Consider the following 19,954-nt stretch of genomic DNA (forward strand, 5'->3'; position numbering starts at 1 on the left):
CCCCCGCCGCCCCCCCCCCCCCCCCCCCGGCGCCCCCGCCCCCCCCCCCCCCCCCCCCCCCCCCCCCCCCCCCCCCCCCCCCCCCCCCCCCCCCCAGAACAAACAGTTTCGTCTGGGAGGGCAGAGCCCTCCCAGGAGATCAGACCTCCGCTTCCGCGAAGATCTTCGCGACATCCCCGCCCCAGGCCTCACGGAAGCGGCGCAGCCAGTGGTCCGCCTGGGTCTCGCCGCTGTCGATGACGGCATCGAGCGGGTCGAGATAAATCTCCTCCCCCAGCCCGCGCGCGCGCAGGCCATCGCGGGCGATGGCCAGCACATCGCGCCCCAGCTCGCGCAGGGTGCGGCCCTGGAAGGGCGTGGTCAGCCCGCCTTCCGGCGCGGCGACGCGCAGCGCCTGGAGGCTGGCGACCTCCCAGGGCCGCACCAGCGCCGCCGCCGCCTTCTGCGCCGCGTCGTCATAGATCAGCCCCGTCCAGAAGGCGGAGAGCGCCACCATCATCGCCGGGCTGCCGGCATCGGCGCCGCGCATCTCCAGGAAGCGCTTCAGCCGCACATCGGTGAAGACGGTGGTGACGTGGTCCGCCCAGTCCCCCATCGTCGCGCCGATGCCCGGATGGCCGGGCAGGCCGCGCGCCATGAACTGGCGGAAGGTGGAGCCGGTGGCGTCGATCCACTGCCCGTCGCGCATGATGAAATACATCGGCACGTCGAGCACATGCTGGGCGAAGCGCTCGAAGCCGAAGCCCTCCTCGAAGGCCACGGCGGGGATGCCGGTGCGGTCCGGGTCCGTCTCCGTCCAGACGCGGCCGCGCAGGGTGCGCAGCCCGTTCGGCCGCCCCTCGCGGAAGGGCGAATTGGCGAAGAGCGCGGTGGCCAGCGGCTGCAGCGCCAGCGAGACGCGCAGCTTCTCCACCATGTCGGCCTCATCGCCGAAATCGAGGTTCACCTGCACGGTGCAGGTGCGCAGCATCATGTCGAGGCCCATGGCGCCGACGCGCGGCATGTATTGCCGCATGATGGCGTAGCGGCCCTTGGGCATCCACGGCATCGCCTCCCGCTCCGCCAGCGGGTGGAAGCCGAGCGGCGCGAAGCCGAGGCCGAGCGGCCCGGCCACCAGCCGCGTCTCGTCCAGATGGTCCTTCAGCTCGGCGGCCGTGGCGTGCAGGTCCACCAGCGGCCCGCCGGACAGCTCGAACTGCCCGCCCGGCTCCAGGCTGATGGAGGCGCCGGCGCGCTTCAGCCCGATCGGGTTGCCACGGTCCAGGATCGGCTCCCAGCCGCGCGCGGCCAGACCCTCCAGCAGGGCGCGGATGCCCCCCGGCTCATAGGGCGGGGGGGAGAGATCGTCCCGGCGGAAGCCGAATTTCTCGTGCTCCGTGCCGATGCGCCAGGCCCCGCGCGGCTTGCTGCCGGCGGCGAACCATTCGGCCAGCTGGCGCACGGCGGTAATCGGCGTGAGATCGGACTCGCCGGGATTCGACATCGTGATCTTTCCGTCTGCCCCGGCGGCGGGCGGGGGCCCGGCGTGGCATGCTCAGGAGACTCAGGAGGGAACGGCCCAGTCCCCCGCCAGTGCCTGGAGCACCGCGAGTCCCGCGACCGCTGCCGTCTCGGCCCGCAGAATCCGCGGGCCGAGGGCGGCCGGTGAAACAAAGGGGCGCCGACGCACCGCGTCAAGCTCCGCCTCCGTGAAACCGCCCTCCGGCCCGACGAGAAGCCCGAGCGGAGGGCGCTTTCCGGTTAAAACCACGTTCATGGATGGTGCTTTGCCGCGCGCATCGCCGACCAGCAGCGGCGCGCCATCCCAGGCATCGAGCGCCGCATGCAGGTCAAGCGGCGCGGCGATCTCGGGCAGGTCCAGCCGCTCGCACTGCTCCGCCGCCTCGCGCGCGATGCTCTCCAGCCGCTCCAGATTCACCCGCCCCACCACGCAGCGCGCGGTGAAAACCGGCTGGATGCGGCGGACGCCCAGCTCCGTCGCCTTCTCCACGATCCAGTCCATCGCATCGCGCTTCACCGGGGCGAGCAGCAGGCGCAGATCCGGCCCCGGCGCCTGCGGGCGCAGCAGCGCCTCCGGCACGAACACCGCGCGGTCCTTGCGCAGCGCGGCGATGCGCGCCCGCCACTCGCCCTCGCGGCCGTTGAAGAGATGGACCGCATCGCCCTCCTTCTTCCGCATCACCTGGCCGAGGTAATGGCCCTGGCCGGGCAGGGCCGGCGCCTCGGCGCCCTCCGCCAGATCGGCCGTGACATAGAGGCGTGGGGTGGACATGGGGCTCTCCGGCGAGGCTAATGGGCGCGTGATTCCGCACACCGATATCCGCGCGCGCGGCTGGGTCGCGCAACTCCCCCCCGCATGGCAACCCTATGCGCTGCTGATGCGGCTCGACCGGCCCATCGGCTCCTGGCTGCTCTTCCTGCCCGGCCTCTGGGCCTTCGCCCTGGCGGCGCCGGGCTGGGGCGCGGGGCTGTGGCTCACCCTGCTCTTCGGCCTCGGCGCCGTGGTGATGCGCGGCGCCGGCTGCGTGGTGAACGACCTCTGGGACCGCGACCTGGACCGCAGGGTGACGCGCACCGCCGGCCGGCCCCTCGCCTCCGGCGCGGTGACGCCACGCCAGGCCCTGGCCTTCCTGGCGGCGCTGCTCGCCATCGGCCTCGCCATCCTGCTGCAGCTCAACACGCTGTGCTGGGGGCTGGGCGTCGTCTCGCTGCTGCCGGTCGCGCTCTACCCGCTGGCCAAGCGCGTCACCGACTTCCCGCAGGCCGTGCTGGGGCTGACCTTCTCCTGGGCCGCGCCCATGGGCTACGCCGCCGCCACCGGGCGGCTGGATGCGCCGGGGCTGCTGCTCTACGCCGCCGCCTTCCTCTGGATCCTCGGCTACGACACCATCTATGCCCACCAGGACCGCGAGGATGACGCGCTGGTGGGCGTGCGCAGCACCGCGCGCTTCTTCGGCCGCCGCACCGGCGCGGCGCTGGTGGTGTTCTACGCCGGCACCCTGGCGCTGCTCGCCGCCGCCGGCGCGGCGGGGGGGATGGGCGCGCTGTTCTACCCCGCCCTGCTGCTGCCCGCCGGCCTGCTCGCCTGGCAGATCCGCCGCCTCGATATCGACGACCCGGCGCTCTGCCTGCGGCTCTTCCAGCGCAACCGTGAGACCGGGCTGCTCATCGCCCTCGCCTTCCTGGCCGGGCGGCTGTGATGCGCGACGCCGCCGCCTTCATCGCCGCCCATACCGCCCTCGCCCGCCCGGCCCTGGTGCCGGAGGTGGAACTCTACCTCGCCACCGAGATCACCCCCATCTGGCAGGCCAGCGAGGACTGGCTGGCGGAAAAGAATATCGAGCCGCCCTTCTGGGCCTTCGCCTGGCCGGGCAGCCAGGTGCTGGCGCGCATGATCCTCGATGGCGCCATCCCCGTCGCCGGGCGGCGCGTACTGGACTTCGCGGCGGGCGGCGGGCTGGCCGCCATCGCCGCCGCCCGCGCCGGCGCCCGCCATGTCGAGGCCGCCGAGATCGACCCGCTCGCCATCGCCGCCATCGCGCTCAATGCCGCCCATAACGGGGTGGCGGTGGAGGCGGCGGTGGGGGACGTCGTCGGCGCGCCACGGCGCTGGGACACCGTGCTCGCGGGGGATGTCTGCTACGAAGCGCCCATGACGGGGCACATCATGCCCTGGCTGCGCGGACTCGCCGCCCAGGGGGTGGAGGTTCTCGTGGCGGATCCGGGGCGGGCCTATCTGCCGAAATCAGGGCTGGAGGCCATCGGCAGCCTCACCGTGCCAACCACCCGCGAGCTGGAAGACCGGGACCAGCGGACGGTGACGATTTTTAGGGTGAAGGGTTAAGTTCTTCTTTTTCTGAAGAAAAAGAAGCAAAAAGACTCTTTCAGTTTGGCGTTCCGCCCCAGGACCGAGGCGGGACGCCCACTGGAAAAACAATCAGGCGGCAGCGGGGAGGCCACCAGCCTCGGCCACCACGCGGATATGCTCGTCCGTCTCGCCGAACTGGTTGATCAGCATGGTCAGCCGCTTGAAGTAATGGCCGGCCTTATACTCCATCGTCATGGCGATGCCGCCATGCAGCTGGATCGCCTCCTTGCCAATCAGCTCGGCCGAGCGGTTCACCAGAGCCTTGGCCGCCGCAAGCGCCGGGCGGCGCAGCGCCGGGTCAGGGTTCTCCGCCATCATCGCCGCATACATCGTCATGGAACGCGCCTGCTCCAGCGCGACCAGCATATCCGCCGCGCGGTGCTGCACCGCCTGGAAGCTGCCGATGGTCGTGCCGAACTGTTTTCTCTGCTTCAGATAATCCAGCGTCAGTTCGTGCAGCGCCTCCATCGCGCCCACCGCCTCGGCACAGAGCGCGGCCAGCGCGATATCCACCACCCGCTCCATCAGCGGCAGGCCCTCGCCCTCGGCACCGATCAGCGCCTCCGGCGGCAGCGCCACCTTCTCCAGCAGCACCTCGGCCGCGCGCAGCCCGTCCTGCGTGGCATAGCCGCGCCGGCTTAGCCCCGCCGCATCCGCCGGCACGAGGAAGAGCGAAATGCCCGCGCGGTCGCGCCGCGCCCCGGCATTGCGGGCGGAGACGATGAGATGCGTGGCGCTGTCGCCATGCAGCACCAGGCTCTTGGCGCCCTCCAGCACCCAGCCCGCCTCCGTGCGGCGCGCGGTGGTGGCGACATCGTGCAGATCGTTGCGTGACTGCCGCTCGATCTGGGCGAAGGCCAGGGTGGCGGTGCCGCCGACGACATCGCCGATCAGCTCCTCGCGCCCGCCCAGCCGCAGGAAGCCGCCGCCGAGAACGATCGAGGCCAGATAAGGCTCCAGCGCCAGCCCGCGCCCGAGGGCTTCCATGACGATCATGGTTTCCACCGGCCCGCCGCCGAAGCCGCCCTGTTCCTCGCTGAAGGGCAGCCCGAGCAGCCCGAGCTCCGCATACTGCGCCCAGAGCACGGGGCTATACCCCCGCGGATTGTCCTGGTGGTGCCTGCGCTTCTCGAAATCGCCGTAGGAATCGGCGATGAGCCGGTCCACGCTCTCCTTGAGCAGGCGCTGTTCCTCGGTCAGATCGAAGTCCATGATGATCTCCTGACGGAAGGTCCAGGAAACTCAGTTTCCTGGCGGGGGAGTGTGAGGGGGCGGCGCCCCCTCACAGGCCGAGGAAGGCCTTGGCGATGATGTTGCGCTGGATTTCGTTCGATCCGCCGTAGATCGACACTTTCCTGTAGTTGAAGAACTGCGGCGCGACCCCTTCCGCCCAATCCGGCCCCACGGGCGGCTCGTTGTGCGAATGGGCCGGCATGGCGGCGGCATAGGGCCCGGCCACGGTCAACATCAGTTCCGTCGCCATCTGCTGCAACTCGGACCCCTTGATCTTGAGGATCGAGGAATTCGGGTCCGGCTTGTCGGAGGCACGGTTCTTCTGCCCGGCGACGACGCGCATCTGGGTGATTTCGAGCGCCTTCATCTCGATTTCGGCGATGGCGACGCGGCGGCGGAAATCGGCATCGTCCCAGAGGGTGCCGTCCCCGGCCGGGGTTTCGCGGGCGCGGCTCTTCACCATGGCGAGCTTCTCCTTGGAGAAGCCGATGCGGGCGATGTTGCTGCGCTCGTTGGAGAGCAGGAACTTGGCGTAGTCCCAGCCCTTGTTCTCCTCGCCCACCAGGTTCTCGGCGGGCACCTTCACCTCGTCGAAGAAGACCTCGTTGACCTCATGCGCGCCATCGATGGTGATGATCGGCCGCACGGTGATGCCGGGCGTCTTCATATCGACGAGCAGGAAGGAAATGCCCTGCTGCTTCTTCGCCGCCGGATCCGTCCTCACCAGGAGGAAAATCCAGTCGGCATACTGGCCGAGGGTCGTCCAGGTCTTCTGCCCGTTGACGATGTAATGCTCCCCCTCGCGCCGCGCGGAGGTCTTGAGGCTGGCGAGGTCGGAGCCCGCGCCCGGCTCGGAGAAGCCCTGCGCCCACCAGATATCGAGGCTGGCCGTCCCCGGCAGGAACTTTTTTTTCTGCTCCTCGCTGCCGAAATTGGCGATGACGGGGCCGACCATGGCGACGTTGAAGGAGAGCGGCATGGGCACCGCGTTGGCCAGCACTTCCTCGTTGTAGATGTAGCGCTGGACGGGCGTCCAATCCTTGCCGCCCCAGGCGAGCGGCCAGTTCGGCGTCGCCAGCCCCTCGGCATGCAGGGCGCGGTGGGCGGTGGCGATCTCGTCGCGCGTCAGGTGGTGGCCGTCGCTGACCTTCCTGCGGATCTCGGCGGGGATCTTCGTGCGGAAGATGCCGCGCAGTTCCTCACGGAAGGCGATCTCCTCGGGGGTGTAGCGCAGATCCATGGCGATGCCTCCTCAGACGATCTCGAAGAGCCCGGCGGCGCCCATGCCCGTGGCGACGCACATGGTGATGATGGCGCGCTTCGCCCCGCGCCGCTTCCCCTCCAGCAGCGCATGGCCGACCAGCCGCGCGCCGCTCATGCCGAAGGGGTGGCCGATGGAGATGGCGCCGCCATTGACGTTGAGCTTCTCCTGCGGGATGCCCAGCCGGTCCCGGCAGTAGATGGACTGCGAGGCGAAGGCCTCGTTCAGTTCCCACAGGTCGATGTCATCGACGGTGAGGCCCTGGCGCTCCAGCAGGCGCGGCACGGCGAAGACGGGGCCGATGCCCATTTCCTCCGGCTCGCAGGCGGCGCTGGCGAAGCCGCGGAAGATGCCGAGCGGCGCCAGCCCGCGCCGCGCCGCCTCCTGGGCGGACATCACCACGCAGGCGCTGGCGCCGTCGGAGAGCTGGCTGGCATTGCCGGCGGTGATGAACTTCCCTTCGTGCACCGGCTTCAGCTTCGCCAGGCCCTCCAGCGTCGTATCGGCGCGGTTGCCCTCGTCGCGGTCGAAGATTTTTGTCTGCTGGGTTGTCTCGCCTGTGGCCTTGTCGGTGACGGCATAGGTCACCTCCATCGGCGCGATCTCGTTGTCGAAGAGGCCGGCGGCCTGGGCGGCGGCGGTGCGCTGCTGGCTGAGCAGCGAGAACTGGTCCTGCGCCTCGCGCGAGATGCCGTAGCGCGCGGCGACGAGGTCGGCCGTCTCGATCATGGTGTCGTAGAGATGCGGGCGGTGCTCGGCCAGCCAGGGGTTGCGCACGGCGGCGCGGTCCACCTTCGGCACGGTCAGGCTGATCGATTCGACGCCGCCGGCGACAGCGATATCCACGCCATCGACGATGACGCGCCGCGCGGCGGAGGCGATGGCATCCAGCCCCGAGGCGCAGAAGCGGCTGACGACCATCGCCGCCGTCTCCACCGGCAGCCCGGCGCGCAGCAGGCCGGCGCGGGCGATATTGCCGCCCGTGGCCCCCTCCGGATAGCCGACGCCCAGGGTCACCTCCTCCACCTCGCGGCCTTCCACCCCCGCGCGCGCCAGGGCATGGGTGATGGCGTGGGCCGCCATCTCGGCGCCGTGGGTGATGTTCAGGCTGCCCCGCGCCGCGCGGCCGATCGGCGTGCGGGCGGTGGAGACAATGACGGCTTCCCTCATGCGGGCGTTTCCTCGGTGCTGGCGGCGCGGGCCGCCTGTTCTTCTTCTTCCTCGCGCAGGCGGGAGGCGAGCAGCTTCCCGGCCGGCGAGCGCGGCAGGGCGCCGCGCAGTTCGAGCGCCGCCGGCATCTCGTGGCGGCCGACGCGGTCGGCGAGGAAGGCGCGCAGCGCCTCCAGCGTCAGCACCGGCGCGCCGGCGCGCAGCTTGACGAAGGCCTTGGCCGCCTGGCCGCGATAGGTGTCGGGCACGCCGATGACGAGGCACTCCTCGACATCCGGGTGCTCGTAGATCGCCTGTTCGATCGCCGCCGGATAGACGTTGAAGCCGGAGGAGATGATCATGTTCTTCCGGCGGTCGACGATGGTGAAATGCCCGCCCTCGTCCATCCAGCCGAGATCGCCGGTCAGGAACCAGCCATCGCGGAAGCAGGCGGCGCTTTCCTCCGGCTGTTGCCAGTAGCCGCCGAAGACATTCGGGCCGCGCACGGCCAGTTCGCCATGCTCGCCGGGCGGCAGTTCGCGCCCCGGGTCGTCCATGGCGACCACGCGCAGTTCGACGCCGGGCAGCGGCACGCCGATCAGCCCCGGGCGCCTCGGCCCATGCGCCGTCAGGCGGGCGCCGGCCGGGCTGGTCTCCGTCATGCCCCAGCCGCCGCCGATGCGCCGGCCGAGCAGCGCCTCCAGCTTCTGCTGCACGTCGAAGGGCATCGGCGCGCCGCCGGAGGAGCATTGCCGCAGCGAGGAGAGGTCGCGCCCCTCCACCCCCGGCAGGTTGAGCAGGGCGATCCACATGGTGGGCACGCCGGGGAAGATGGTGATGCGGTGGCGCTCGATCTCGGCCACCGCCTGCTCCACCTCGAAGCGCGGAGAGAGGTAGAGCGTGTTGCCCTCCGCCAGATGGCGCAGGAAGACGGCGGTGAGGGCGTAGATGTGGAAGAGCGGCAGCACGCCCAGCACGCGCTGCCCGCCGGAGGGCGTGTCATCCTCGCGCCAGGCGCGGTAGATGGAGACGGCGGCGGTGAGGTTGCGGTGCGTCAGCATCGCGCCCTTCGGCCGGCCGGTGGTGCCCCCGGTGTATTGCAGCAGCGCCAGATCCGCCTCCGCCACCGCCGGCCAGCCGGCGGGCGGCGGCGCCGCCAGCGGCAGGGCGGCGAAATCGGGCGGCACCGGGGCGGCGGGGCCGCCCCATTCGGCATCCGGCAGCACATAGGCGCGGGCGAGGCCGCCCTCCTTCAGCAGCCGCAGCGCATTGGGCAGCAGCGTCGGGAAATCGGTGGTGATCAGCCGCGAGGCGCCGCTATCGGCGATCTTGTAGAGCAGCTCCCGCGGCGCATCGAGCGGCGAGAGATGCACCACGCGCCCGCCCGCCAGCAGCACGCCGAAGAAACAGGCCGGGTGCCAGGGCGTGTTCGGCAGGTAGAGCGCCACCGTGTCGCCGGGGCGCAGCCCCTCCGCCATCAGGCCGGCGGCGACGCGCCGCGCCAGGGCGCGCAGCGCCGTGAAGGACAGGGTGCGCTCGCGGTAGACCAGCGCCGGGCGCTCGCCCCCCCGCGCCGCCGCATCCTCCAGCAGCGCCGGGATGGTGCCGGTGGCGATCGGCACATCCCAGCGGCAGCCGGGGGGGTAGGACGCTTCCCAGGGATGGGGGGCGGGTTGGGGGCGGCCCATCTCAGGCCGCCTTCGCCGCATCGGCCTTCAGCGTGGCGAAGCCCGCCCCGGCGGCGGCCAGCTTCGCCAGCAGCGGGGCGGGCATCAGGCTCGCCTCGCCGGTGGTGGCGGCGTAATGCGCCAGCCGCTCCGCCACATGGGCGAGGCCCACGGCATCGGCATGGTGCATCGGCCCGCCGCGCCAGGCCGGCCAGTTGTAGCCATAGAGCCAGACGACATCGATATCGCCCGGCCGCGCGGCGATGCCCTCCTCCAGGATGCGCGCGCCCTCGTTGATCATCGGGTAGACGAGGCGCTCCAGGATTTCCTCCTGGCCGATGGCGCGGCGCGTGATGCCGAGCTTCTCCGAGATGCCCTCGATCAGCGCCAGGGCCTCGGGGTCCTCGACGCCGGCGCGCGCGCCCTCGGGATAGGCGTAGTAGCCCTTGCCCGTCTTCTGCCCGAGGCGCCCGGCCTCGCACAGCGCATCAGCCACCGGGGCGACCTGCCCCGTCGCCTTGCGCACGCGCCAGCCGATATCCAGCCCCGCGAGGTCGGACATGGCGCAGGGGCCCATGCGGAAACCGAAATCGGTCAGCGCCCGGTCGATCTGCGCCGGGGTCGCGCCTTCCTGGAGCAGGCGCTCCGCCTGAAGGGTGCGCTGGGCCAGCATGCGGTTGCCGACGAAGCCATGGCAGACGCCCACCACCACCGGCACCTTGCCGAGCCTGCGGCCGATCTCGGTGGCGGTGGCCAGAGCCTCGGGCGAGGTGGCGGCGGCGCGCACCACCTCCAGCAGCTTCATCACATTGGCCGGGCTGAAGAAATGCATGCCGAGCACATCGCCCGGCCGGCCGCTCGCCACCGCCATGGCGTTGATGTCGAGATAGGAGGTGTTGCTGGCCAGCACCGTGCCCGGCGCCGTCACCCGCCCCAGCGTCGCGAAGATGTCTTTCTTGAGCTCGAGTTCCTCGAAGACGGCCTCGACGACGAGATCCACCCCCGCCGCGCTTTCCAGCCCCACCGCGCCCTCGATCAGCGCCAGCCGGGCATCGCGCGCCTCGGGCGAGAGGCTGCCGCGCCTGACGGAGAAGCCATAGGTGTCGGCCACGCGCTGCTGCGCGCGCTCCAGCGCCGCCGCATCCGTCTCGATCAGGCGGACGGGAATGCCGGCATTGGCGAAGCTCATGGCGATGCCGGTGCCCATGGTGCCGCCGCCCAGCACCGCGGCGCGGGCCACGGCGCGCGGCTTCACATCGCGCGGCAGGCCCGGGATGCGCGCCGCCTCGCGCTCGGCGAAGAAGACATGGCGCAGCGCCTTGCTGCGCGGATCATCGCGCAGGGCGACGAAGAATTCGCGCTCCTTCGCCAGCCCCTCGGCCAGCGGCAGGTCGAAGGCATTGCGCACGGACTGGATGATGGCCGCCACCTGCGGCTCCTCCTTCGCGCGCTTCGCCAGGGCGGCGGCGGCCGCCTCGAAGGCCTCGCGCGCGCCGGGGGCGGTCAGCCGCTCCGTGCGGGCATCCAGGCGCGGGGCGCGCGGCGCGTCAGCCAGCGCGGCGGCATGGGCCTTGGCGGCGGCCAGCAGGTCGCCCTCGGCCAGCGTATCGGCCAGGCCGGTTTCCACCGCCTTCGCCGCCGGCACCGGGTCGCCGGAGGCGATGATCGGCAGGGCGGCGGCGGCGCCGATCAGGCGCGGCGTGCGCTGCGTGCCGCCAGCGCCGGGCAGCAGGCCGAGCTTCACCTCCGGCAGGCCGAGCTTCGCCTTCGGCCCGACCACGCGGGCATCGCAGCCCAGCGCCAGCTCCAGCCCGCCGCCGAAGGCGACACCCTGGATGGCCGCCACCACCGGCTTCGGGCTGGCCTCCAGCGCCAGCACCACATCGCCCAGCGCGGGCGGGATGGGCGGCTTGCCGAATTCGGTGATGTCCGCCCCGGCGATGAAGGCATGGCCCGCGCCGCAGATCACCAGGGCGCGCACGGCGGGGTCGGCCGAGGCGCGGCGCAGCGCCTCCACCACCCCGGCCCGCACCGGCGCCGACAGGGCGTTGACCGGCGGGTTGTCGATGGTGGCGACGGCGATGCCGTCCTCGACGCGGTAGGACACGGCTTCGGCCATGAGCGCTTCCTTCCCTTTGTAACCGGCACGCGGTGGTTATTTCCGCAATGCGGAATTGCGTTCCGCATCTTTGTGCTATTGGGTCGCGCAATCCGGGGCGCGCGTCAAGCGGCCCCTCTCCGAGTCACCCGGCCCGAGCCACAGGACCGCCCGCCCATGCCCCGCCGCCGCGCCACGCCAGAGTCATATGCCCCTGGGTCCGCCCCCCAGCAGGACCGCCACTTCGTCACCGCCCTGGCGCGCGGGCTGGAGGTGCTGGGCTGCTTCCGCCGGGGCGAGGCGCTGCTGGGCAACCAGGATATCGCCGCCCGCACCGGCCTGCCGAAATCCACCGTCTCCCGCCTCACCCACACGCTGACGGCGCTGGGCTACCTGCACTACGTGCCGGAGCTGGGGCGCTACCGGCTGGGCATGGCGGTGGTCTCGCTGGGCGGGGCGATGCTGGCGGGGCTGGATATCCGCCGCCTCGCCCGGCCGCTGCTCCAGGCCCTGGCCACCGAGACGCGCAGCATCGTCGCCCTCGGCGGGCGGGACCGGATGCGGATGATCTACCTGGAACTGGCGCGCGGCGAATCCGCCGTGGCGGTGAATCTGGAGGCCGGCTCGCGCATCGCCCTGGCCACCACCGCCATGGGCCGCGCCTGGCTGGCCGCCTGCCCCCCGGCCGAGCGCGAGGCCGTGCTGCGCCAGGCCCCGCCCGAAGAGCAGCCCCGCCTGCGCGCCACCCTCGCCCGCGCGCTGGAGGAGCAGGCGGAATATGGCTGCTGCTGCTCCTTCGGCGACTGGCAGCAGGATGTGAACGCCATCGCCCTCGGCTTCCATCCCGGCGGGGGAATGCCGCCCATGGTGGTGAATTGCGGCGCGCCCTCCTTCCTGGTCAGCCCGGAATACCTGTTGCAGGAGGCCCGGCCCCGCCTCCAGGCCCTGGTGCGGCGGCTGGAGCACTGCATGGACCTCGCCGCCGCCCTGCCCGGCTGATGGCCGCCTTCGCCCTGGTGCGGCACGGCCCCATCGCCCTGCCGCCCGGCCATTGCTATGGCCGGCTGGAGGTGGCGCCGCTGCCCTGCCCGCCCCCGGCCCTGCCGCCCGCCCTGGCGGGGGCGCCCGTCTTCGCCAGCCCCGCGCGGCGCTGCCGCCCCCTGGCCGAGGCCCTCGCCGCCGGGCAGCCGGTGCGCTGGGATGCGCGCCTGCTGGAACTGGATTTCGGCGCCTGGGAGGGGCAGCCCTGGGACGCGGTGCCGCGCGCCGCGCTCGATGCCTGGGCCGCCGACCCGTGGGGCTTCGCCCCGCCCGGCGGCGAAAGTGCCGCCGCCCTGGTGGAGCGCATCCGTGCCTTCCGGGCGGATCTGCCGGAACGCGCCATCATCATCGCCCATGGCGGGCCGCTCAAGGTGCTGGCCGCATTGCTGCGCGGGGAAGAGGTGGATCTCTTCGCGCCGACGCAGGAGTTAGGGAGTTTGGTTTTTATCGAAAATGTTCTTTTTTAAAAAAAAGAACCAAAAAACTTCTTTCAGTTTGGCGTCCCGCCATGACGGGAGACGGCGGCAGCCTGAAAAAAATTCTTCAGAAAAAGAAGGTTCTAAACCTCTAATTCTTCCAGCCTGGCTTTGAAGAACACTCGCTGAAACCCGTCCTCCTGCCGGCGCTCCGTCTCCTGGAAGCCGAAGCGGCGGTAGAGGGCGATGTTGCGGGTCATCGCCGCATTGGTGAGCAGGCGCAGCTCGCCCAGGCCCCGGCGGCGCGCTTCGGCGAGAGCGAAGCGGATCAGGGCGCGGCCGAGGCCCTGGCCCTGCGCGGCGGGCGCCACGGCGATATTGTCGATCCACAGATGGTCCGGCGCCTCTTCCAGCACCAGCAGGGCGGCGGGGCCGCCGGTGGCGTCCTCCACCAGCCAGGCCTCGCCGGCGGCGATGCGGGCGGCGTAGTCATCCTCCATCGGCGCCGGGCGGCGGCCGATGAGGGGGACATAGGGGCCATAGGCGGCCTCCACCAGCGCGGCCAGGGCCGGGGCCTCGGCGGCGCGGGCGGGGCGGGGGGTCATACGGCGGTGCCGCCGATGGTCAGGCCCGTCATCTTCAGCGTGGGCTGGCCGACGCCCACGGGCACGCCCTGCCCCTGCTTGCCGCAGGTGCCGATGCCGGGGTCCAGCGCCATGTCGTTGCCGATCATGCTGACGCGGGTCAGCGCCTCCGGCCCGTTGCCGATCAGCATGGCGCCCTTCACCGGCGCGCCGATCTTCCCATCCTCGACCAGATAGGCCTCGGACATGGAGAAGACGAACTTGCCGCTGGTGATATCCACCTGCCCGCCGCCGAAATTCACGCCGTAGATGCCGCGCTTCACGCTGCGCAGGATCTCCTCCGGGTGGTGCTGGCCGCCGAGCATGACGGTGTTGGTCATGCGCGGCATGGGGGCATGGGCGTGGCTCTGGCGGCGGCCATTGCCGGTGGCGGGCACGCCCATCAGCCGGGCATTCTGCCGGTCCTGCAGGAAGCCCACCAGGATGCCGTCCTCGATCAGCGTGGTGCGGCCGGAGGGGGTGCCCTCGTCATCCACCGTCAGGCTGCCGCGGCGGTCGGGGAGGGTGCCGTCATCCACCACCGTCACCCCCGGCGCGGCGATGCGGGTGCCGAGCAGCCCGGCGAAGGCGGAGGTCTTCTTGCGGTTGAAATCCCCCTCCAGCCCGTGGCCGATGGCCTCGTGCAGCAGGATGCCGGGCCAGCCGGGGCCGAGCACCACCTCCATCTCCCCCGCCGGGGCGGGGATGGCGTCGAGGTTGAGCAGCGCCTGGCGCAGCGCCTCCTCCACCGCCGCCTTCCAGCATTCCGGGCTGGTGACGCGCTCATAGCCGTGGCGGCCGCCGAGGCCGTGGCTGCCGCTCTCCCGCCGCCCGCCCTGCTCCACCACGAGGGTGACGTTGAGCCGCACCAGCGGGCGGAGATCGGCCACCTTGCCGCCATCGGCGCGCAGGATCTGCACCGCCTGCCAGGTGCCGGAGAGGCTGGCCATCACCTGCGTCACGCGGGGGTCGCGGGCGCGGGCATAGGCGTCGATCTCCGCCAGCAGCGCGGTCTTGGCCGGGAAGTCGAGGGCGGGCAGCGGGTTGGCGGGGTCGTAGAGGCGGGCGTTGGTGGCGCGCGGCGCGGCGGCGAGGCCGGTGCCGCCGGAATGGCCGGCGGCCACGGCGCGCACCGTGGCGGCGGCGCGGGCCAGGGCGGCCTCGCTGATCTCGCCGCCATGGGCATAGCCGGCGGCCTCACCGGCGACGGCGCGCAGGCCGAAGCCGCGGCTGGTGTCGAAGCTGGCGCTGCGGATGCGGCCGTCATCGAGGCTGATGGCCTCGCTCTCGGCATATTCCAGGAACAGCTCGCCATCCTCGGCGCCGGCCAGGGCGCCGCGCAGCAGGCGGGCCGCCGCCGCCTCGCCGAGGTCGCGGTAGAACAGGCGGTCGGTGGTCTCGATGGCGCTCATGCCGTCTGCTCCTGGAGGTGCGGCGGGGAGTGCGGCGGGCCGGGCAGGCGCAGCCGCGCGGTGGTGCCCTCGCCCGGGCGGCTTTCCAGCGTCAGCAGCGCCCCCATGGACTGCGCCAGGGCGCGCGCCAGGTAGAGGCCGAGGCCGGAGCCGCTGTAGCGGCGGGCATGGGTAGTCTCCAGCTGGACGAAGGGCTCGAAGGCCCGTTCCAGCTGCTCCGGCGCGATGCCGATGCCGGTATCCCGGACATGGATCTCCACCCCCCCTTCCGGCAAGGGCGTGGCGCCGAGGCGGATGCTGCCGCCGGCGGGGGTGAACTTCACCGCGTTGGACAGCAGGTTGATCAGCACCTGGCGCAGCCGCCGCTCCTCCGCCATGGCGCGCGGCAGGGGGTTGGCCGGCAGGTCGAGCTGGAGGGAGAGGCGCGCCGCCTCCGCCCCCTGGCGCAGCAGGCGGGCGACGCCCTCCAGCACGCTCGGCAGGTAGAGCGGGCGGGTCTCCACCGGGGCGGCGCCGGTGCCGGTGCGCGCCACCTCCAGGATCTCGTCGATCAGCGAGAGCAGGTGGCGGCCGGCCTCCAGGATGGCGGTGGCGAATTCGGCCACATGCGGCGGGCCGGGCTCGGCCGCCAGCGCCTCGGAGAAGCCGATCACCGCGTTCAGCGGCGTGCGCAGCTCATGGCTCATGGTGGCGAGGAAGCGGCTCTTGGCGGCATCCGCCTCCTCGGCGGCGGCGCGGGCGCGCTCGGTTTCGGCGCGCACGCGCTGCGCCTCGGTGACATCGGCATAGACCCGCACATAGCCGCCATCCGGTGTCGGGTCGGTGAAGACCTCGACGGCGGTGCCATCGGGGCGCAGGCGCAGGTAATGGTCGGTGAGGCGGCGGGTCCGGTCACCGCCGGCCGCGTAGAAGGCCCGCGCCTCCTCCCCCTCGCCGAACTCGCCGCGCTCCAGCTGGCAGCGGCGCAGCCGTTCGATCGGCGTGCCGGGGGCCATCTCCTCGGGGGTGAGGCCGGTCAGCCGCGCCGCCAGGGCATTGGCCAGCACCACGCGGTGCTCGCTGTCGAAGAGGCAGACGCCATGGCGCATCGAATCGACCATGGCCTGGAGCAGCGCGGCGCGCTGCTGCGCCGCCTGCTCGGCCCGGTGCAGGGCGGTGATGTCGCTGATCACCGCGACATGGCCGCCATCGGGCAGCGGCGCGGTGTGGTTGCTGAGCGCCCGGCCATCCCGCCGCACCCGCCGCGTGCCGCCGCTGCCGAAATCGAGCTGGCGGCGGTAGACGGCATCGACCGGCTGCGCCTCGGCGAAGGCCTGGGAGCGGGCCACGCGGTGGACGAGGTCGCGCAGATGGTCGCCGGGCCGGGCCTCGGCCTCGGGGATCAGCCGCCGGTGCGCCGCGTTCACCAGCCGCACCCGCTGCGCCGCGTCATAGACGCAGACGCCATGCGGCAGCGCCGCCAGCACGCCATCCAGCAGGGCGGCGCGGTGCTTCGCCTCGTTCTCGGCGGCGCGCAGCGGCGTCACATCCTCAAGCGAGACGAGGAAGCCGCCCTCGGCCAGCGGCAGGCTGACGGAGCGGATGGCCCGCCCGTCGGGGCGCTGGCGGATGCTCTCATGCCGCTGGCGGCGGTCCATGCCAAGCCGCGCCGCGAAGAGCGCGAGGTCGCGCTCCGTCATCGGCTGGTGCTGCTGGATCAGCGCCGCCACCTCGGCGAAGGGCAGGCCGGGGCGCAGCGTGCCGGGCGGCAATTCCAGGATGCGCTCATAGGGCGCGTTGAACAGCGCCAGCCGGTGCTCCGCGTCATAGACGCCGAAGCCCACCGGCAGCATGCGCATCACCGCGTCCATCCGGCGCAGCTGGCCGAGCGCCTCCTGCTCGGCGCGGCGCTGCGCGGTGAGGTCGGTGGCAAGCCCCACCCAGCCGCCGCCCGGCAGCGGGCTGGAGGCCAGTTCGAACCACCGCCCGTCGCGGTGGCGGGTGAGGCGGCGCGTGGGCCGGGCGCGGTCCACCGCCAGGGCGGCGTGCGCCAGCTCCTCCGGGTCGCCCGGGCCATAGACGCCGCAGAAGGCCTGCAGCCGCAGGATCTCGGCCACGCCACGCCCGGCCAGGGCGCTGTCATCGGGCAGGCCGATCAGCGCCAGGGCGGGCGCATTGGCCAGCACCAGCAGGCCCTGGCCATCGACCACGAGAACCCCCGAGGGCAGGGCCCTCAGGCTCTCCAGCCAGAGATCCTGCGGCGCGGCCTCGCTCACCGGGGCGGCGCCTCCGCCGTGCGGGCCTGCCCGGCCGCCGGGGCAGCCGCCAGCGGGTTAGCCGACATCGGGGCAGCGGCCGGCATGGCGGCGGGCCCGCGCGGCGGGCGCAGCGCGTGCAGGGCGGCCAGCGCCGCCGTCAGCACCGCCACCGCCAGCGCCTGGTGCAGCGTGCCGAGCCAGACCGGCACCACCATCAGCAGCGTGGCGACGCCCAGCGCGTATTGCAGCGCCACCACCCCGCCCAGCGCCAGCACGGCGCCGCGCGCGAAGCCCGGCGGCAGCGCCCGCGCGCCCCAGGCGGCGGCGGCCAGCGCGGCCAGCCCCGCCAGCGTCGCCAGCAGGCGGTGGTTGAACTGCACGGCCGCGATATTGGCGGTGAAATTGTGCCAGAAGGGCGAGAGCTGGGCATAGCCGGGCGGCACCCATTCCCCGTCCATCAGCGGGAAGGTGTTGTAGGTGAAGCCGGCCCGCAGCCCGGCGACGAAGCCGCCCGCCAGCATGGCCAGCACCACCAGCCCGGCGGTGACATGCACCAGCCGGCGCAGCCCGGCCGGCTGGCGCGGCCCGCTGCGCTCCGGCCGCCAGAGGGTGAGCGCCGTCCACAGCACCAGGCCGTAGAGCGCCAGCGCCAGCCCCAGATGCAGCACCAGCCGGTAGGGGGAGACGGCCGTGCGGTCCGCCTCGAAGCCCGAGGCGACCATGAACCAGCCGACGCCGCCCTGCGCCCCGCCCAGCAGGAACAGCACGAAAAGCCGCCGCCCCAGCCCGGCGGGCAGCCGCCCGCGCCACCAGAACCACAGCAGCGGCAGCAGCACCGCCAGCCCGATCAGCCGGCCCCAGAGCCGGTGCGCCCATTCCAGCCAGAAGATCTGCTTGAAGCCCTCAATCCCGAAGCCGGCATTGACCAGCGCGTATTGCGGGATGGTGCGGTAGAGGTCGTAGAGCCGCTGCCACTCCGCCTCCGACAGCGGCGGCAGCGTACCCGAGAGCGGCGCCCATTCCATGATGGACAGGCCCGAGCCTGTCAGCCGCGTGGCGCCGCCGAGGGCGACCATCACCCAGATCATCGCGGCCACGCCGAACAGCCAGAGCGCCACGGCACGCCGGTTGGCGGCGGGGGAAACAGCAGGGGGAGAAGGATCGAAGGGCATCGCCTGTCACACTAGCACAAGGTTCCGGGCAGAGGTGGCGCCATCCGCCCCATGGTCAACGCGGGCTGGGGGCGCGTCCGCGGAATGTGTCCGCCCGCCGCCCGGCACGGGGCCACGCAACCCAGGCCCGCCGCGCCAAGCCTTGCCGCCCCGCCCGCCGCCTGCTACCCCGCCGGGCCATGCCGGAACATCCGCGCCCCGCCGCAGCCGCCGAGAACCCCGGCATGACCATGGCCGAACCCATCCCCGCCCCCATCCTCTCCCCCATCCTCTCCGTCGTCGTGCCCGTCCGCAACGAGGCGCCGAACATCGCCCCGCTGGTGGCGGAGATCTCCGCCGCCCTGGCCACGGTGCCGCACGAGATCGTCTATGTGAATGACGGCTCGACCGACGACACCCCGGCCGTGCTGCGCGGGCTGATGGCCACGACCCCCAGCCTGCGCGTGCTGGAGCATCCGCGCTCCTGCGGGCAGTCCGCCGCCATCGTCTCCGGTGTGCGCGCCGCGCGCGGCACCTGGATCGCCACCCTCGATGGCGACGGGCAGAACGACCCGGCCGATATCCCCGCCCTCTGGGCCTTCGCCCAGGGGGAGGTCGCGGCGGCCGGCGGGGCCATCCCGCCACTGCTGGTCGCCGGCTGGCGCGTCCACCGCAAGGATACCCAGGTCAAGCGCGTCTCCTCCCGCCTCGCCAACCGCATCCGCGCCCGGCTGCTCGGCGATGCCACGCCGGATACCGGATGCGGGCTGAAGCTGTTCCCGCGCGCGCTCTTCCTCGCCCTGCCGGCCTTCGACCACATGCACCGCTTCCTGCCGGCCCTGGTGCTGCGCCAGGGCGGGCGCGTCGTCTCCCAGCCGGTCAACCACCGGCCGCGGCTGCGCGGGGTGTCGAATTACGGGACGCTGGACCGGCTCGCGGTCGGCATCACCGACCTGCTCGGCGTGATGTGGCTGCAGCGGCGGTGGAAGCGGCCGGAACCCGCCGAGGTCGCGTCTTGAGAGGGGCTCCGCCCCTCTCAAACTCTCCCCGCCAGGAAGCTGAGCTTCCTGGACCTCCTCAGGGGAGAGTCTCCGCCAGCCTTGGGAAGCTCGTGATGCTCGGGGCGGGGCTGGCGCTGGCCGGGTGGCTGCTGCGCAACCTCGGCGCCGCCCCCGGCGGGGACCAGGCGGCGGCCTGGGTGCAGCGCTTCGGCATGGAGGACACCTTCCGGGGGGAGGCCATCTTCCTCGTCATCGGCAGCCTCGCCGCCGCCGTGGGCGTGCCCCGGCAGGGCATCGCCTTTCTCGGCGGCTATGCCTTCGGGCCGGGGGTGGGGATGGCGCTGGCGATGGTGGCGCAGATCCTCTCCTGCGGCGCGGCCTATGGCTGGGCGCGGCTCGTCGGGCGCGGCTGGGCGGAACGCCGGCTGGCCGGGCGCTTCGGCCGCCGCCTGCGCCCGCTGCGCGACAGCCTCGCCGCCGCGCCCTTCGGCGCCACCCTGGCGCTGCGCCTGCTGCCCATCGGCAACAATCTGGCGCTCAACCTGCTGGCCGGCATGGCCGGCATCCCCGCCGCCGCCTTCCTGGCCGGCTCCGCCATCGGCTACCTGCCGCAGACGGCCATCTTCGCCCTCGCCGGCGCCGGCATCGCGGTGGACCGGGGCTCGCAGCTGCTGCTCGCCGCGCTGCTCTTCGTCGGCTCGGCCGTGATCGGCCTGCTGCTGCTGCGCCGGCACCGCGCCGGCCGCGCCATGGACGGCACCTGACCCCCTTCCCCCGCACCAATCCCCGGTTGCATT

17 protein-coding genes are annotated in these 19,954 nt (G+C 72.6%); 6 read left to right on the forward strand and 11 right to left on the reverse strand.

Features of this window, described 5'->3' with window-relative positions; translation table 11 throughout:
* Nucleotides 1–139: 139 nt before the first annotated feature.
* Complete coding sequence (locus tag NON00_RS02635; protein WP_256017397.1) at nucleotides 140–1,483, reverse strand: glutamate--cysteine ligase; 1,344 nt, start codon at nucleotides 1,481–1,483, stop codon at nucleotides 140–142.
* 60 nt (nucleotides 1,484–1,543) lie between these two features.
* Entirely contained in the window at nucleotides 1,544–2,272 is a 729-nt protein-coding gene (locus NON00_RS02640) for a 16S rRNA (uracil(1498)-N(3))-methyltransferase (RefSeq protein WP_256017398.1), read from the reverse strand.
* On the opposite strand from NON00_RS02640, the gene ubiA reads away from it, so the two are divergent.
* Together ubiA and NON00_RS02650 are read left to right on the forward strand one after the other, a co-directional pair.
* The gene (ubiA, locus tag NON00_RS02645) at nucleotides 2,271–3,200 is read left to right on the forward strand and encodes a 4-hydroxybenzoate octaprenyltransferase (RefSeq protein ID WP_256017602.1); all 930 of its coding nucleotides are present in this window, start codon (nucleotides 2,271–2,273) and stop codon (nucleotides 3,198–3,200) included. The two genes, NON00_RS02640 and ubiA, sit on opposite strands and share 2 nt — an antisense overlap.
* Nucleotides 3,200–3,844, forward strand: a complete 645-nt coding sequence (locus NON00_RS02650) for a methyltransferase (protein WP_256017399.1) — start codon at nucleotides 3,200–3,202, stop codon at nucleotides 3,842–3,844. The genes ubiA and NON00_RS02650 overlap by 1 nt, the downstream gene beginning before the upstream one ends.
* Before the next feature lie 93 nt (nucleotides 3,845–3,937).
* Here NON00_RS02650 and NON00_RS02655 read toward each other — a convergent pair whose 3' ends face one another.
* The 5 genes from NON00_RS02655 to NON00_RS02675 form a co-directional block, all read right to left on the reverse strand.
* On the reverse strand, nucleotides 3,938–5,080 hold the full coding sequence (locus NON00_RS02655) for an acyl-CoA dehydrogenase family protein (RefSeq protein ID WP_256017400.1): 1,143 nt from the start codon (nucleotides 5,078–5,080) through the stop codon (nucleotides 3,938–3,940).
* A 70-nt stretch (nucleotides 5,081–5,150) separates the two neighbouring features.
* Nucleotides 5,151–6,341: an acyl-CoA dehydrogenase family protein gene (locus NON00_RS02660; RefSeq protein ID WP_256017402.1), complete on the reverse strand. Its 1,191-nt coding sequence runs from the start codon at nucleotides 6,339–6,341 to the stop codon at nucleotides 5,151–5,153.
* A gap of 12 nt (nucleotides 6,342–6,353) precedes the next feature.
* Nucleotides 6,354–7,532, reverse strand: coding sequence for an acetyl-CoA C-acyltransferase (locus NON00_RS02665; protein WP_256017404.1), 1,179 nt, complete (start codon nucleotides 7,530–7,532; stop codon nucleotides 6,354–6,356).
* Nucleotides 7,529–9,199, reverse strand: a complete 1,671-nt coding sequence (locus NON00_RS02670; protein WP_256017406.1) for an AMP-binding protein — start codon at nucleotides 9,197–9,199, stop codon at nucleotides 7,529–7,531. Before NON00_RS02670 ends, NON00_RS02665 begins: the two co-directional genes overlap by 4 nt.
* A 1-nt stretch (nucleotide 9,200) precedes the next feature.
* A complete protein-coding gene (locus tag NON00_RS02675) occupies nucleotides 9,201–11,297 on the reverse strand; it encodes a 3-hydroxyacyl-CoA dehydrogenase NAD-binding domain-containing protein (protein WP_256017408.1) in 2,097 nt (698 codons plus the stop codon).
* A 156-nt stretch (nucleotides 11,298–11,453) separates the two neighbouring features.
* Between NON00_RS02675 and NON00_RS02680 the strand changes: the two genes are divergently transcribed.
* Entirely contained in the window at nucleotides 11,454–12,275 is an 822-nt protein-coding gene (locus tag NON00_RS02680; RefSeq protein ID WP_256017411.1) for an IclR family transcriptional regulator, read from the forward strand.
* A complete protein-coding gene (locus NON00_RS02685) occupies nucleotides 12,275–12,784 on the forward strand; it encodes a histidine phosphatase family protein (protein ID WP_256017413.1) in 510 nt (169 codons plus the stop codon). The genes NON00_RS02680 and NON00_RS02685 overlap by 1 nt, the downstream gene beginning before the upstream one ends.
* Before the next feature lie 92 nt (nucleotides 12,785–12,876).
* Here the strand turns inward: NON00_RS02685 and NON00_RS02690 are convergent, their stop codons facing one another.
* Genes NON00_RS02690 through NON00_RS02705 form a run of 4 tightly spaced genes read right to left on the reverse strand, consistent with a single transcriptional unit; the run spans nucleotide 12,877 to nucleotide 18,177 of the window.
* Complete coding sequence (locus NON00_RS02690) at nucleotides 12,877–13,338, reverse strand: N-acetyltransferase (protein ID WP_256017414.1); 462 nt, start codon at nucleotides 13,336–13,338, stop codon at nucleotides 12,877–12,879.
* Complete coding sequence (gene tldD, locus NON00_RS02695) at nucleotides 13,335–14,768, reverse strand: metalloprotease TldD (RefSeq protein WP_256017415.1); 1,434 nt, start codon at nucleotides 14,766–14,768, stop codon at nucleotides 13,335–13,337. Before tldD ends, NON00_RS02690 begins: the two co-directional genes overlap by 4 nt.
* Nucleotides 14,765–17,023: a PAS domain-containing sensor histidine kinase gene (locus tag NON00_RS02700; protein ID WP_256017416.1), complete on the reverse strand. Its 2,259-nt coding sequence runs from the start codon at nucleotides 17,021–17,023 to the stop codon at nucleotides 14,765–14,767. Before NON00_RS02700 ends, tldD begins: the two co-directional genes overlap by 4 nt.
* Nucleotides 17,020–18,177, reverse strand: coding sequence for a COX15/CtaA family protein (locus NON00_RS02705; RefSeq protein ID WP_256017417.1), 1,158 nt, complete (start codon nucleotides 18,175–18,177; stop codon nucleotides 17,020–17,022). Before NON00_RS02705 ends, NON00_RS02700 begins: the two co-directional genes overlap by 4 nt.
* A gap of 224 nt (nucleotides 18,178–18,401) precedes the next feature.
* Between NON00_RS02705 and NON00_RS02710 the strand changes: the two genes are divergently transcribed.
* Together NON00_RS02710 and NON00_RS02715 are read left to right on the forward strand one after the other, a co-directional pair.
* Nucleotides 18,402–19,175: a glycosyltransferase family 2 protein gene (locus NON00_RS02710; protein WP_256017418.1), complete on the forward strand. Its 774-nt coding sequence runs from the start codon at nucleotides 18,402–18,404 to the stop codon at nucleotides 19,173–19,175.
* Between the two features lie 95 nt (nucleotides 19,176–19,270).
* Nucleotides 19,271–19,921, forward strand: a complete 651-nt coding sequence (locus NON00_RS02715) for a TVP38/TMEM64 family protein (RefSeq protein WP_256017419.1) — start codon at nucleotides 19,271–19,273, stop codon at nucleotides 19,919–19,921.
* Nucleotides 19,922–19,954 lie beyond the last annotated feature (33 nt).

The sequence above is a fragment of the Roseomonas sp. GC11 genome, from assembly GCF_024437745.1.
In the GTDB taxonomy this organism is placed as follows: domain Bacteria; phylum Pseudomonadota; class Alphaproteobacteria; order Acetobacterales; family Acetobacteraceae; genus Pseudoroseomonas.

What these genes read in the sequence shown, in the direction of transcription:
- NON00_RS02635 (WP_256017397.1), bottom strand. Translation starts at nt 1,483, where the DNA reads ATGTCGAATCCCGGCGAGTCCGATCTCACGCCGATTACCGCCGTGCGC.
- ubiA (WP_256017602.1), top strand. Translation starts at nt 2,271, where the DNA reads ATGGGGCTCTCCGGCGAGGCTAATGGGCGCGTGATTCCGCACACCGAT.
- NON00_RS02640 (WP_256017398.1), bottom strand. Translation starts at nt 2,272, where the DNA reads ATGTCCACCCCACGCCTCTATGTCACGGCCGATCTGGCGGAGGGCGCC.
- NON00_RS02650 (WP_256017399.1), top strand. Translation starts at nt 3,200, where the DNA reads ATGCGCGACGCCGCCGCCTTCATCGCCGCCCATACCGCCCTCGCCCGC.
- NON00_RS02655 (WP_256017400.1), bottom strand. Translation starts at nt 5,080, where the DNA reads ATGGACTTCGATCTGACCGAGGAACAGCGCCTGCTCAAGGAGAGCGTG.
- NON00_RS02660 (WP_256017402.1), bottom strand. Translation starts at nt 6,341, where the DNA reads ATGGATCTGCGCTACACCCCCGAGGAGATCGCCTTCCGTGAGGAACTG.
- NON00_RS02665 (WP_256017404.1), bottom strand. Translation starts at nt 7,532, where the DNA reads ATGAGGGAAGCCGTCATTGTCTCCACCGCCCGCACGCCGATCGGCCGC.
- NON00_RS02670 (WP_256017406.1), bottom strand. Translation starts at nt 9,199, where the DNA reads ATGGGCCGCCCCCAACCCGCCCCCCATCCCTGGGAAGCGTCCTACCCC.
- NON00_RS02675 (WP_256017408.1), bottom strand. Translation starts at nt 11,297, where the DNA reads ATGGCCGAAGCCGTGTCCTACCGCGTCGAGGACGGCATCGCCGTCGCC.
- NON00_RS02680 (WP_256017411.1), top strand. Translation starts at nt 11,454, where the DNA reads ATGCCCCGCCGCCGCGCCACGCCAGAGTCATATGCCCCTGGGTCCGCC.
- NON00_RS02685 (WP_256017413.1), top strand. Translation starts at nt 12,275, where the DNA reads ATGGCCGCCTTCGCCCTGGTGCGGCACGGCCCCATCGCCCTGCCGCCC.
- NON00_RS02690 (WP_256017414.1), bottom strand. Translation starts at nt 13,338, where the DNA reads ATGACCCCCCGCCCCGCCCGCGCCGCCGAGGCCCCGGCCCTGGCCGCG.
- tldD (WP_256017415.1), bottom strand. Translation starts at nt 14,768, where the DNA reads ATGAGCGCCATCGAGACCACCGACCGCCTGTTCTACCGCGACCTCGGC.
- NON00_RS02705 (WP_256017417.1), bottom strand. Translation starts at nt 18,177, where the DNA reads ATGCCCTTCGATCCTTCTCCCCCTGCTGTTTCCCCCGCCGCCAACCGG.
- NON00_RS02710 (WP_256017418.1), top strand. Translation starts at nt 18,402, where the DNA reads ATGACCATGGCCGAACCCATCCCCGCCCCCATCCTCTCCCCCATCCTC.
- NON00_RS02715 (WP_256017419.1), top strand. Translation starts at nt 19,271, where the DNA reads ATGCTCGGGGCGGGGCTGGCGCTGGCCGGGTGGCTGCTGCGCAACCTC.